Source organism: candidate division WOR-3 bacterium, assembly GCA_039801085.1.
In the GTDB taxonomy this organism is placed as follows: Bacteria; Hydrothermota; Tepidihabitantia; order Tepidihabitantales; family Tepidihabitantaceae; genus JAOABP01.
This window is the reverse complement of sequence record JBDRTY010000002.1, coordinates 37,867-51,751: the sequence shown is the minus strand read 5'-3', so window position 1 is coordinate 51,751 and position 13,885 is coordinate 37,867. Positions and strand designations below refer to the sequence as shown.

The window sequence follows — 13,885 nt, the reverse complement described above, 5'->3', positions numbered from 1 at the left end:
ATAATTAGACTACCAAAAATTTTTCAAGTTTCAAGTAAGTTCAACCGGTTATTATGAGCCGGGAAAACCGGCGGAAGCGACCGGTAGTAATCTCAAGATTGTAAACCCCGGGCTCAACCGGCTTCAGCTCCAGCCGGTGAATGCCGCAATCCATTTGACCGCAGTCCAGCGCCTGAACGACCCGGCCGGCAGGGTCAATAAGCCGGAGCTTAACCGGCGCCGGTCGGACAAGCCTCACCATCAGCCCGGTCCGTCCGGAAGCAAGGATCGGGACGACATTAAAGACCGGCGGTACATCGACCCCGGCCAGCTCATTAACGCCGACGCCATTCCGGGTGTGGACAAGCATGGAGTCAACAGTAATATTACCCGCAACATCGGCCGCCCGCACAATCACCCAGTAGCCGGCATCACCGAGCAGGGCGGTTGACCACCGGCCCGCAGTGTCAGTTGCTTCGATAACTGAATCACCGTCGGTATTGGTAATAATAAAATAGTACTGGCGTGAGGAATAATCACCCCGGGATCGGCAGACATTATCAGTTTTATAAACAACATTGACCAGTCCGCCGTCAAGCAGATTGGAAAACTGCACCGATAAAGTCCAGGGTACAACCACCAGCCCGTCCTCGCGGCGGATCATGTATTCAATCTGATAAGGTGCCAGCCGGTCCCAGATCTGACTGCCTGAAGAAAAACCGGTGCGGTCAAAAATCCGGGCAATGATATCCACATCACCATTGAGCGAATCCGGGTGAAGATAACGGTTGTTCTGATTGTCCCGGCAGAAGGCAAAGCGCCAGCCGGCACGGGCATTTTCAAATACCGGCGGTTCAAGATCGGTATTGGGATTCAACACCAAAAGTGGATTCTGCACAAACCACCAGGTCGGGCTGGGAAACCGCTGCCAGGTCGCTCCGGTATCAGAAATCCGCGCAAAGTGAATGTGGTCAAAAGATGAGTCAACCGGCCAGGCAACCAGATAACCGATAATATCCCCTGCCGCAACCGGATCACCGAGATTCTTGTGGTAACGGTTGGGGTCAATATGAGCATAAAGCCAGCCTTCCGCCCTGCCGGTAAAGGTCAGGGGTGAATCACAAACCGCAATCCGGTAATGCAGTTCCGCCTGAATTGTGCCCCACGCCTTGACCCAGCCCGGAGCCACCGCCCGCACTTCAACCCCGGAGGTGTCCGGTGTCAGGATGTCAATCCCGTTATGAAAATAGGCACCACCGCCATAATCCTGGAACTCACCCCAGTTGTTTCCCAGCGGATGTACCTGATTCTCTGGTGGCACGGGCCAGAATACAGTGATAATGAGCAGAAACAGGTGAGTCATATTATTATATTATACAAAAACAAAATACAGCTGTCAACAAAAAACATCGTAATTTAATGTATATTTAAAAATAGATGTCTTATAAAAAATATACAACAGCTTATTTGTATTTTATTATCTGTTGTATATGTTGTGGTTGTGGATTTCGGGTTCAATGATTTAATATATAATTATTTCAGATAATTAGCTAAATCTGGTTATGTGGATTATATGAGAGTGGAAATGTTGTTTAATGTTAATAGATAGCAGACACTTTCTTTTTCAACCATGTTGTCCACCGGTTTTTCCCCGGTAGGGTTTTAGCTGCTCAGTTCGCGGCAGAGCTTATCAAGAGTTGAGGCAAAGGCGGGATCACGGTTTTTCAGCTCGGTGATTTTTTCCAAGGCGTGCATTACGGTCGTGTGGTCCTTCCCCCCGATGAGGAAACCTATATCCTTAAGCGAGAGGTTCAGAAGATGGCGCAACAGATACATTGTGGTCTGCCGGGCAAGTGCTACCCGCTTGGTGCGGATCGGGCTCTTGATGTCTGCGACCGGCACCTGAAAATGTTCTGCGACGGCGTTGATGATCCGCTGGGCATCAAGCGGCTGTTCAGGCAGGACCAGATCCTTAAGCGCCTCATCGGCAAGCTTGGTGTCCAAGGCTCTGCCGGTCAGTGAATGGAGCGCGATCAGGCGTACGAGCGTTGCCTCAAGGGTGCGGATATTGGAACGGACCCGGGCAGCAATATAAACCGCAATCTCCTCGGACAGGTTGAAGTTCTCCAGTTTTGCCTTCTGCAGCAGAATTGCCACCCGGGTTTCCAGATCCGGTGGCTGGATATCAACAACCAGCCCGCTGCCGAGCCGGGAAATCAGGCGCTCCTGGAGCGTGGGGATGTCCTTGGGCGGTCGGTCACTGGTAAATACAACCTGACTGCCCGCATCCTGAAGCGCATTAAAGGTATAAAAGATTTCTTCCTGGAGACTTTCCTTGCCCACGAGGTAATGGATGTCATCAAGCAGCAGGAGGTCCAGCCCGCGGTATTTGTTCTTAAACTCCACCCGGGTGTTTTTCCCGATCGCCTGAATCAGCTCCAGAAACAGGGCTTCGGCAGGTGTGTAGCAGAACCTGAGGCCCGGATAGATTGTCAGTGCGGCATTGCCGATTGCCTGCAGCAGATGGGTCTTGCCCAGTCCGACTCCGCCGTAAATAAACAGCGGGTTATAAGCCCGCCCCAGGTTCTGGGCAACATTTTTTGCTGCGGCGCAGGCAAGACGGTTGCCCTCGCCCACAATGAAGGTATCAAAGGTGTAGCGCGACCGCAGCCGGTAGGGCGGGGTTTGAACTGGTGACGACAGCTGCTCTGGTGGTTTTGCCGGCGGTTCAGATGCCGGTTGCCCGGTAACGACAAATTCAACCCGGAGGCTTCTGCCGGTAATCTCTTTTAATGCCAGGAGCAGATCAGCGAGGTAATGGTGCTGAAGCCAGTCACAGAAAAAGCTGTTGGGCACGCCAATCCGGACAACCCCATCAGCCCACTCAACAAGGGTCGTCGGTTTCAACCAGGCGTCAAACGCCTCGGGCGCAACCCTTGTTTTCAGCAAATCAAGAACCGATCCCCAAATGGTTTCAACTCCTGCACTCATAGACCAGAAAACCACAAATTTTCTTCATATTTATCCACATGTTTTTCCACACATACCCACTTCGTAAAATGCGGACATAAAATAACATAGAAAGCAGGTGCTCAAAGTTTCCACAGCAATCCGCCAGTTTTACTTCAGATTAGTAAATATACTATCTCTGCTCCTGCTGGTGTCAAGAATTTTAACGCCAAAATTGATAAAATTTTTCAAAAAATTCAATCAAGAGCAACCGCCTGACCCAGGGCAATGCCGCCATCATTTAAGGGAAACTCCTGGTTGTGATATACGCTGAAACCGGAAGCGCGCAATTTGTGCACCAGCTCCTGACGCAACAGCCGGTTTTGAAAACTGCCGCCGGAAAGACAGATCGTCCTGATCTGATTAAGCTTTGCCAGCCGGGTCAGTGCCTGATGAAATGTCCGGACCAGTGTCTGATGGAACCACAGCGACACCTTTCCTGCCGGAATTCCTGAGCAAATCAGCTGAAAGACCGTTCTAATTATAGGACAGGGATCGACCAGCAGCATCTCCTGGTCAAAACTCAGCGGATCAATTTCTCCCAATTTTAATCCGGCTGTAGTGCCTGCAGTTAATGCCTCACTCTCCAGGGCAATTGCCGCCTCACCTTCAAATGTCGCCTGCCGGCAGACACCGGTAATTGCTGCTACCGCATCAAACAGACGCCCCAGACTTGAGGTTATAACCGGTGCATGTGCAGGCGCCGATGAAACTCGCAGCCCCAGGCTCCGGAGCGCACCCATTTCAATTCCGGACTGAAGGAGATAGCTCGCCGCCACCTGAACCGGGTCAGCCAGATAGCCGGCGCCCGCACCATGACGCAGGTAGGCGAGATGGCCCAGCCTTTTCCAGGTCCGGTCCGGGTTTATCAGCAGAAACTCACAACCCCAGATTGCCCGGTCCAGCCCGTAGCCGGTGCCATCAGCTGCCAGCCCAAGCACCGGACCGCGCAGACCATGTTCTGCCATTACCGAAAGGATATGGGCATAATGATGCTGAACCCGTTTGAGCGGGAGCTGGAATCTTCTGCTTAGAGTTTCTGCCAGCCGGACCGAGCTGTAATCCGGATGCAGGTCGCAGACCACCCTTGCCGGTTTGATTCCGGTCCACTCGATGAGCCGTTTCAGTGCCCCGAGAAAAAAATCCTCTGCTGCAGCAGTTCCCAGTTCTCCGATGTGGGGTCCGGCATAAACCCTTTCTCCGGCAGCGAGGACAAAGCTGTTTTTGCTGTCCGCACCTATCGCCAGTGTCGGGTGTTTCACGTGAAACATCCGGCTCAGGTGTAACGGCTTGGGGGTGTACCCGCGCGAACGGCGGACCATGATTGAACCGGCAGTTTCAGCCTGGAGCACTGAATCGTCACACCGGTTGGCAATTTCCCGGTTGTGCGTGAGCACAAAGTCAAACAAGGGTTCGCTGCGACTGAAAAGCTCATCCTCGGATGCGGCAATGGGCTCTTCACTGAAATTGGCGCTGGTCATGATCAGCACCGGCAGTTTAACATGATATTTTTTCAATGATTTAAAGATCAGAAGGTGCAGTGGTGTATAGGGCAGAAACACACCATAGGCTGGGTTATGAGGTGCAATCAGTGGTGAGAGTCTGGTTTTTGTATGCTTGCGCTTTGGTAAAAGGACGATCGGCGCTGCCGGAGAGCGCAGAAGCCTGGCAGCACCGGCCGGGAGATGGCAGATTTTTTTTACTGCGGTCAGGCTTTCCACCATCAAAGCGAATGGTTTTCGGTCTCTGCCCTTCAGCCGGCGCAGGCGCCGGACCGCACGATCGTTTCCAGCGTCACAGCACAGGTGGAATCCGCCTAATCCTTTGATTGCCAATATCTTACCGCTGAGAATCAGACGGGCGGCCTCGTCGATCGGGTCGCCAGCAACCGGTTTTCTCTTTTTGTTCAGGAGTTGAACCGCTGGTCCACATTTCGGGCAGGCGATTGGCTCGGCGTGGAAGCGGCGGTTTTTTAGAGACAGATACTCCTGCCGGCACTCTTCGCACATCTGGAAACTGCGCATCGTGGTGCGTTCGCGGTCATAGGGAAGCTGAAGTATTATCGTATATCTGGGACCGCACTGGGTGCAGTTGATGAATGGGTAGAAGTAGCGGCGGTTATGCGGGTCGGCGAGCTCGCGCTTGCATACTGAGCAGGTTGCAAGGTCGGGCAGGACCTCAACCCCGGGCTTTCCCGGGGTGATTGAACTGGGAACGATGTTAAACCCTGAAAAGGGCGGTTTCCTGACGGTCCGGGCACGGATTTCGGAGATGAGCGCCAGCCGGGGTGGATGTTTTTTAAGGTGTTCGAGGAGCCGAGCTGCCCCTTTTCCCTGAGCAAGGATGGTTACACCGGCGCGGGTGTTGGTGACCGTTCCTCTGATGCCCAGCCTTTTTGCCAGGCGGTAGATATAAGGCCGGAATCCGATACCCTGGACCTGACCGGTTACGGTTATTTCCAGGGTGGCAAAAAGTTGGTTGCCGATAATGCTTACTGGGTTTTATCCTGAGGCTCCAGCAGTTCCGGCTCCTCTTCGCTCAATTCATAAATGTTTTTGTCGTCCTTCTTCTTGATCAGAACGCCGAGAATGATAACATTGCCGGAGAACCAGACCGAGAGCCCGTATGCCAGAACCATCAGCGCAATGCCGTAGATACAGACACTGAAGAGCACCGCACCTAGATAAATACCCCAGCCCGGGCTTTCCCAGAAGAGCGGGCTGAGATAGCTGTTAAGTCCGTACAGAGCTGTTTCCCAGACAATCATCTTGTGGAGCGGAGCAAACACCCCCCATTGCGGAACCGAGATTTGAAAGATGAAACCGGTGCCGTTGAGCATTTCACTCAGGGTTTCGCCCATAAACACCGAAAGGATGAGCGTGCCGATTCGGACTGCGATACTGGATGCCATTCCCAGGAGTAATGAGCCGAGTTTGCCCAGAAAGGCGATCACCGCAGTGAACCAGAAGAGCCGTGCCGGCTGTTCATTGATACAGGAGAACACCTCAAACAGGGTGTCAAAGGTGTCGTTTCCCAGCGCACCAACAATGGCTGGTCCCAGAAACAGGGTCCAGATCAGCACTATCAGCAGATATACGATAAAGAGGGCAGCGAAGAACGCCGGGACCGCAAAGATACCGGTAATCACCGGTCCAATGTAAGGTATTGAGCCTAAAGCACTTAATATCAAACCCGCAATTACCAGTATCAGAATAAAGGCGATGATGAGCAGAGGGCTGCCCAGAATTGCGCCAAGATTCTGGAATGCGAATCTGAAGGCTTCGCCCGCCTCAAAAAATTCATTCCCGCGGAGCTGTTCGTAGGTAACCTTGGCGACCGCACTGCCGGTGACGAGCATGACAATCAGAAACCAGATAACACCCAGGCCATAAATCAGCCAGGAAATCCAGGGAAAGGGGAGATTGGGTGCGGGAAAGGGGAGAAGCCGGTAGGTCTCCCAGATTGACACCCAGTCGTTTCCGGCAATCAGGTGGGCAAGGTAGGTAAGTAATGAATAGCCGGCAAAACCGAATAAAAGACCCAGCATGGTCATGCCGACCTTCTTGGCGGAGAAACCCAGGCGCAATGCCCGGAAGATGTCTTTGTAGTTAAAATTTAACGCCCCCATCTTCAACTCCTCTCTTTTTATTTAAGCCAATGCCGTAAAATCCAGAAAAGAAAAACCAAAAGCCCGCCCCAGAGCAGCCAGAAGAGCCAGCGGAGTGGAAATAGATAACGGCGCTCGGGAAACAGGCGGCGGCGAAATCTGAGCATCAGGTTTTATTTTCCACATGGGTAGTCATTTGTCAAGGGCTGACGAGCAGGCAGCAGGTGGTGCGGCTGCCGGACCGGAGGAAGTAGATTCCGGGCGCAACCGGACTCCCGCGACTGCTGCGACCATCCCAGACCGGGCTCGCGCCGGTTGTTACCAGCGCGCCCCGGGCATCATAAACTGCCCAATGTTGTTCGCCCGCGCGCACCGGCAGGTGAAATGGCGGCTTGCCGAGGAGGGCAGGGCGGACAGTCAGCAGCGCTGACCGGTCAGCGGATTCAGTGTTTCCGGTCGGCTCCATTGCACCGGCGAGCTTGGCAATGGTGGCAACCGCCGCCTTGATCGCCTCAGTTGCCATCAGCCAGTTGTTCGTGCCGCAGTTCACATAATAAAGCGGGCCGATCGTGTCCCCAATCGTATGATACATCGGGGTGAAGTCATGTTCAATCCCGCACAGGGCAGGATAACCCCGCTGCCAGAACGAATGATGGTCCGAATAGGGGGCAGAGGTGACAAGCCGGCGCACCGGCTTGAGCGCGGTATAGGTGCGGGCGCTGGCGATGAATGAGTCCACGAGCCAGGCGCAGGCAGGGTTGGAGGTTTTACCGATCACCTCAAAGGAGTCCAGGTTCTGCCGGCCATAGGAGATCATGTCAAAGTTCAGCGCCGCCTTGATTGAGTCCCCGCGCCGGGCCGCCCGGCGGCAGAAGCTGTCCGAGCCGACAAGACCCTGCTCCTCGCCGGTGAAGCCGATGAAATAGACTGAATAGGCAAAGTTTATGTCCTGAAATACCCGCGCCGCCTCGATTACCGCTGCGGTCCCGGAGGCGTTGTCATCTGAACCCGGGCAGTGTTCAGGTGCATAGTCTGAGGTGTTGTCAATATGCCCGCAGATCACATAGATCGGCCTGGGGTTGACTCTGCCCAGCTTGACGCCGATGACATTCGGGGCGTAACTGGTGCGGTAGGTCTCAAGTGCGGTGGAGTCACAGCCGTAACCGGCAAGCCTTTCCCGCATCCATTCGACCGCCGCCCGGCAGGATTCGGTCGTGGAGTAGCGGGTGTAGAAATCCTGCAGCCGCCGGATATGGGTAAGCACCGAATCGGGATTCACCCGCGCAACCAGTGCGGTAATCAGGCTTTCTGAGACGGAAACCGGTGCGGGCAGCGGACCTGCGGGCTGAAGGTTAACCGGCTCAAGGGGCAGATGGCACAGCTCAACCGGCAGGCGGTTGAGACCGATAATTGCCGTCTCATCGGTTGCCAGCAGAACTCCGCCGGGTGTTTCACCGGCAACGAGGCCGAAGCGGGCAAGCTGCTGCCGGTCAAATCCGGCCGGGGTCTTGACATAGAACAGCTGTTTGTCTGCGGGCAGATTCAGAATGCGCAGCGCGCCGGGCAGGTAGTTCAGTGCGGGCAGTCGGGCTTCGTCCACCCTGAGCAGGTAGCAGTCCTCCAGCTCGGCAACCACCGGAAAATGACTGACCACAGTCAAATCGTAATCAGCCCCGGGACACCACTGGACCAGCAGTTCGCGGGCGCCAAGCGGCAGGATAAAGACACTTACTAAAAACAAAACGGTTACACCCTTTTTCACTTTTTGCTCCTGTTTTGATTATTATAAAATAGCTTAGGCATCTGCCTTGAAAAGTCAAAATCAGTTACTAGAAGCTAAACTTAAATTATAGCAGTTATTTCTGAGTCAAAAACTGTTCAAGCAGCAGGTCGTGGTAGGCTTTAATATCGTCAAGAATTTTTGCGCTCACTGGCGAAAGTTCTGCAATTCCAAGGAAAGCATAAGAAGGCGTCAAAGTTTGCCCTTTAATCAACCCAGCAATTTTTGCACCAGCTGATCGATTTCGGCGAGTTCCGGGGCGAGGAGCTGGCGCACCAATGCCCGCAATCGGCCGATATCCTTGATACCCTTGGCACCACCCTGGTCAAGCCATTGTCTGACCTTCTCAGTGCATTTCTCGCCTAGTTCGGATAGGCGGAGATGAATTGGGTTTCTTTCATCAAATTTAGGAATTGGAAATTCAAGCGGTTTCTTGTGGAGATGCCTTGGCCCCCATAGTCCCCGACTCTGCATCGGTTTTATTAAATGGTCTAGATATGGTGAATTAAGTATTGCCGCAAGCGAATAGGCCGATTGTTTATCATTAGTTTCGTAACAATAGGTTACTGTATCTGCAATAAACCCTTGAGCTCTAACTTCTTGGTTGCCAAATTTAAAAGAAATATTTTCATTTTCAACTACCGCTGCGGTTAAAATTGTTCCAGATGTGTTATATATCACTCTATATCTTGCTTTTGGATTCTGGTTGGTCAGGTTTTTTCGGTAGTCCAGCCATTGTAAGACGGTAAAACTCCTTGCCTTTACCGATCGCCTTTTTTCCCACTCCTTTTCAACTTTCTCCAGCCACTGGGCAAGATGGAGAAACCCCCGTTTGCGGGCTTCGCCAGCATCAATGAGTTTGTAATGGTCGTCTGCCGGTTCAATTGGCAGGACAACAAGGCGATAGTCAAGGTGTCCGAAGGGCAGAAGGTCGGTTGAAAGGAGGCTGGCATAGAGAAACCGGCTTTCTACCGTGCCTTTCAGAACAAGCCCTTTATAAGCATCTTTTGCCTCTTTCTTCGCCCGCTCAGCGGTTTCAAGTGGTGGCAGGTCAGGGTTAAAGCCTAATGGTGAAGGCTTGACTTCTACAAACCAAAAAGGACGCGGATCAAGCTCGGCACCCCTAAGGAATTTCTTTATGTAATAAGATTGTCCCTTTAACTCAACAGCCTTATCAACTGCCCAAAATGAGCGTTTGCCGCGGATATGCAGATAGAACCGGGTTTTTGTTACCTTTAATTCGTATTCAGCCTCTTGGAGTGAGGCGTTTTTGCGGGATAACTCACCCTCAAGAATTTCGCCCGCAAAAGGGGAGGGAGAACTGGGGGTTTTTATCACTTCTCTTTTTTCAGCAATCAGAACACAGGCAGGGACATTAAAAAGGGGTGTGACATTTTCACAGTCCCACACCTCCTGCCAGTAGAGCTTTTCCCCGCTTCCGGTTAATTCAAATGTGCGCCGGCGCAAGCCGTCGTGCTGGTCAGCACTGAAGATGCTTTTTGGCAGGACAAAGGCGATTGTGCCACCGAGCTTAAGATATAGGTCCGAGGCACGAATAAAGAAGAAAGTTCCGACCTCAAGATTAGGAATATTTTCTGGTGCCCCAGTAGTTAATTTGTAGATATTAGTTATACGGGTTTTGAGATATTTTTGGTGATTGGGTTCAAGAGCACGAAAGGCAATCCATGGCGGATTACCGATAACAAAGTCAAATTTATTTAAAAGGAAGTGCGGTTTGTAAATGTTTTTCAGGACGAACGCCCAGATGGTGTCGCGGTCTTTATCAATAAATACCTTGAGGGTTTCAACAAGCTTAAAGATTGAGTTGACAAGAGTTTCATTGTGGGCATAGGGAAAATTCTGGGCGAGGAGGAAGTTATGAAATGCTTCTTCAGAGATATTTTTGCCCTTGTTCTGCCGGGCGAACTCTTTCGCCAGTTCTACGCTCTGGTCGTAAAGGCTGGTATCTTGTAACAACTCCTCCGGTATGGGGAACTCCTGCCCTTCAAGGGGCAGGATGAATAAAGGACTTCCCATCATCCGCTCTGGCAGCCTTAATGTGTTGGCAAGGTATACCGGAATGACGATGTGCCCTTTTCTTTTCTGGAGCAGGTCGCCAAGGGCAAGGATAAAGTTGGTCTTGGCGATGATCACCGCCAGAGGGTGGACATCAACACCGCAGACCGAGTTAAGGATGTGATAAAGCGTCTTCTGGGTGTTGCCCAATCTTCGCCGTTTTTCCTTAATCGTGAGATAGAGAAATGTGCCCGAGCCGCAGGCAGGGTCAAGGACGCTGCCTGCAGGATTTTTATTGAGGAGATAATTGACCATCCGGTGGGCAAGCCAGTCTGGGGTATAGAATTCACCCAAATCGTGGCGGGTTTCAGGATCAACAAGTTCCTGATAGAGCGATTTCAGAACATCTTCAGATAATTCCCTTAAATTGTAGTTCTGTAAAAGGCTGAAGAGCCGGCGGACAACCCCAACCCCGACCTTCTGGGCATTGGGGCGCGCCACCCAGGAGAAGAAGTCCTCTTCAATAAAGTTTTCAATTCCATGCTTTTTGAATAACAGACCTTCGAGCATTTCGATAATCTGGGCATCATCCGGCAGACTGGTGCTTTGGGTTAGGCGCATCCAGGCAAGTAGTTTTGCCAAGGTGGCGAGATAGGTGTGGCGGATAAACAGTTCATCATCGGCTACCGTGCTGCCGTAAACAATTCGCAGGTATTTGTTCCAGGTTTCATATATTACTGCCGATTCGCTCTGAGATTTAATCTTCTGCCAGAGGTTGAGAAGGGCAGTAGTTGCGGTCTGATAGGCATGGCTTTTTATCCCGAAGTCCCGGACGATAAATTCGGTTGTTGGATTGAGATCTTCCTGGCGCAGGAAATGGCGGTCAAGCCAGTAATATATCTCATCAGAATTGAGGCGAGTCCAGTCTACCTCCCCGAGGAGATTGAGACGAACATCCTCCGGTACTATCTCCTGCTGATTTGAGTCCGCTATTGCCGGTGTGTAAGTGAGAAAGCGAATGCCATCAGTGGCAATGCAGAGATAGGGGCGACGAGACTCTGGCTTTTCCTGAGACCAGGCGATGGCAACATATCGCCGCAACTGGCTTTCGGCTTCAGGGCGTTTTTTGGTGATGTCTGACTCAAACTCAATTATCACATTGCCGAATAAATTGTCCGCCTCACCCCTGAGAATTCCGTCCCTCTGTTTGACTCTCAGGTATTTCTCAATTCCGGCAAGGTATTCTTCAATAAAGCCGGGCTGAGTGCCAAGCAGGTCTTTTACCAGCATTATGAAACAATGAGAGCGGGCGGATTCACTTGCCAATTCTTTCACCTGCTGGAGGTATTGATTAATACTTTCATCCCAGCGGGAGGTTTTCCGGATGTCCGGTATTCGCGCCGGCTTTTCGGTTAATTTTGTATTCTTATTTCCTTCTGGGCTCACAGGACTTTCCTTTCTCCATTAACCGTCGGGCTAATTCATATGCCGCAGCGATGCGGATGATTTTCCGATCACCCAGACCTTTAATTTGTAGCAACCCTTCAAGCGGCTGGTTTGCTAAGCCTTCAAGCGAGCCGTATCTCTCAAGAAGCTCATTTGCGATTTTTTCCGCGCTTTTTCCCTTAATTCCTGATGAAATGAGAATCGCCAACAGTTCGGCATCGGTAAGTTTATCAGCCCCAATTTCCCGCAACTTGCCACCCGGATGTCGCCAATAATAATCCTCATACCCTGACCCGCAATTACAGCAGCTCATTTTATAAACCTTACATTAAATATGCTAAGTGCTATAATAAAGTCAAGCTGTAGTAAATTTGTAAGCAACATGCGGGTGTAAACCCCGGAAGACAGGTCAGCCATTTATTATTTGAGCACATGCGGACCGGAGAATTCACCCCTGTTTTAGCCCGCAGTTATAAATTAATTTTTATCAATGTGTTATGTTTATATACCCCTTTTCAGCCTGCTCTGGGGGCAGTTCCCCCGACCGTGGGTTGAGGGGTCTGGTGGGGGCATGGTTGTGTTAACTAACGCAGAATCAGTAGTTTGCGCCAGCGGTCCCCTTCGGATAGAAAATAAACCCCGGCTTTCCGGCGGGAGCCGGTCAGGTTTACCCTTCTGCCGGCAGGATCAAGAATCATGCTGGTGGTTGATGCCGGTTTTGGAGTGCGGGGTTGGAGCGCAAATCGGGGTGTGAGCCGGTAGAAGTAGAGACCACGGGCGGTTGTGCCTGCTCCATAATGGCTGAACAGGGCGCCAGAACCGAGCGCCCGGGGTCGGGCACCAGAGACCGCTGGATTAGCCCGCGAATCGTTAATTTTCAGCGGAGAGCTCAGCAGCTGGGGTGCATAGCAGCGGGCATACCGGTAATAAATCACCGTCGGGTCATTTTCACCGCCGGCACCCGCATTGTAAAGCAGGTTGACCGTGGTGCTGGTGGCGGCAAGGCTGGGCCACCATTCATCAATGAAGGGCTCACCGAGGTTTACCGGCGTCGAAAATGTGCTCCCACCGTCGGTTGAGCAGGTGATGAGCAGGTCCAGCATCTCAGTATCGCGCCGGGCAACGCTCCAGGCGATCCAGACCGGTGCCCGCCAGGGAGGAAGTGTTTCTGCCTGAACCACCACCGGTGTCAGGCACCGTTCGCCAGTGGCATAAAGCACCTGCAGGGGCTCCCACCGGCCGGGCGCACCAAAGTGCCGGTTCCGGGTGTAATGGAGCTGGCGATTGTCAATCGCATAGCACCAGGCGCAGTGGAGGGTGCCGGCACCGAAGTAAAGGCAGGGTTGGGAGCAGTTGTAGAAATCCTGAAACGGTTCCCAGGTGCTGCCGAGATCCAGCGAGCGGGTGAACCGGCCATTGGGTCCGGTCCGGTGTTCCCGGACATAGAGACAGTAGAGACAGGGGCGGCTGTTGTTGTCAACTGTAACGGTAAACCGGTCGATCGTATCCGGACCGACCGCTACCGGCAGCCAGTCCCGGTCTGTGAAATCGGAGGTGGTCCGCATCAGCCAAAGGTCTCCGCCTGCAGCCGTTGTCAGTAAAAATATGAAGATTTTTGCCGGGTCAGTTCCGGCGATCAGGAGTTCTGCCTGGCTGACTGGAGCCGGCACCGGCATTGTCAGCATCACCTCCCAGAAACCGCCGCGATCTGAAGAGCGGTAGATTTTCAGAATTGATTCCGGGGTGACGACGAGCGCATAGATGTTGCCAGCAGAGTCCTGAGCACCCGCAAGCACCACTATGGAGCAGGTGTCAATTACAATCTCGTCCTGATACATATCAAATGAGGCCTGGTTGTCGGTGAAGCGCGGTGCTGCGGTGCAGGCAGTTTGTGTCCTGGTCAGACCAGGACCGGAAATCAGCCCGGTTAGAAGAAAAACCGCAGTAAAAATCGGCATAACACAAATAAATTATCAGCAAGGAGGCAGAAAGTCAATTTCAATCATGAGAAAATTGAAAAATTCGGCAGTGCAGATTTTCTTGAGCGG

Annotated in this window: 9 protein-coding genes; all 9 read right to left on the bottom strand. The window is 52.2% G+C overall.

The features are described from left to right. Positions 1–40: 40 nt before the first annotated feature. Entirely contained in the window at positions 41–1,342 is a 1,302-nt protein-coding gene (locus ABIK48_04580; protein MEO0021430.1) for a hypothetical protein, read from the bottom strand. A 299-nt stretch (positions 1,343–1,641) separates the two neighbouring features. Next, positions 1,642–2,970, bottom strand: a complete 1,329-nt coding sequence (dnaA, locus tag ABIK48_04575) for a chromosomal replication initiator protein DnaA (protein ID MEO0021429.1) — start codon at positions 2,968–2,970, stop codon at positions 1,642–1,644. 215 nt (positions 2,971–3,185) lie between these two features. Then, entirely contained in the window at positions 3,186–5,390 is a 2,205-nt protein-coding gene (gene hypF / locus ABIK48_04570) for a carbamoyltransferase HypF (protein MEO0021428.1), read from the bottom strand. A gap of 89 nt (positions 5,391–5,479) precedes the next feature. Continuing rightward, positions 5,480–6,616 (bottom strand): hypothetical protein, encoded by a 1,137-nt coding sequence (locus ABIK48_04565; protein ID MEO0021427.1) that lies wholly within the window; start codon positions 6,614–6,616, stop codon positions 5,480–5,482. Positions 6,617–6,633: 17 nt separating this feature from the next. Next, the gene (locus ABIK48_04560) at positions 6,634–6,762 is read right to left on the bottom strand and encodes a hypothetical protein (GenBank protein MEO0021426.1); all 129 of its coding nucleotides are present in this window, start codon (positions 6,760–6,762) and stop codon (positions 6,634–6,636) included. 32 nt (positions 6,763–6,794) lie between these two features. Continuing rightward, positions 6,795–8,357: a M28 family peptidase gene (locus tag ABIK48_04555; GenBank protein MEO0021425.1), complete on the bottom strand. Its 1,563-nt coding sequence runs from the start codon at positions 8,355–8,357 to the stop codon at positions 6,795–6,797. 228 nt (positions 8,358–8,585) lie between these two features. Beyond that, positions 8,586–11,681, bottom strand: a complete 3,096-nt coding sequence (locus ABIK48_04550) for an N-6 DNA methylase (protein ID MEO0021424.1) — start codon at positions 11,679–11,681, stop codon at positions 8,586–8,588. Between the two features lie 136 nt (positions 11,682–11,817). Then, positions 11,818–12,087, bottom strand: a complete 270-nt coding sequence (locus tag ABIK48_04545; protein MEO0021423.1) for a UPF0758 domain-containing protein — start codon at positions 12,085–12,087, stop codon at positions 11,818–11,820. A gap of 334 nt (positions 12,088–12,421) precedes the next feature. Beyond that, positions 12,422–13,795: a hypothetical protein gene (locus ABIK48_04540; protein ID MEO0021422.1), complete on the bottom strand. Its 1,374-nt coding sequence runs from the start codon at positions 13,793–13,795 to the stop codon at positions 12,422–12,424. Between the last annotated feature and the right edge of the window lie 90 nt (positions 13,796–13,885).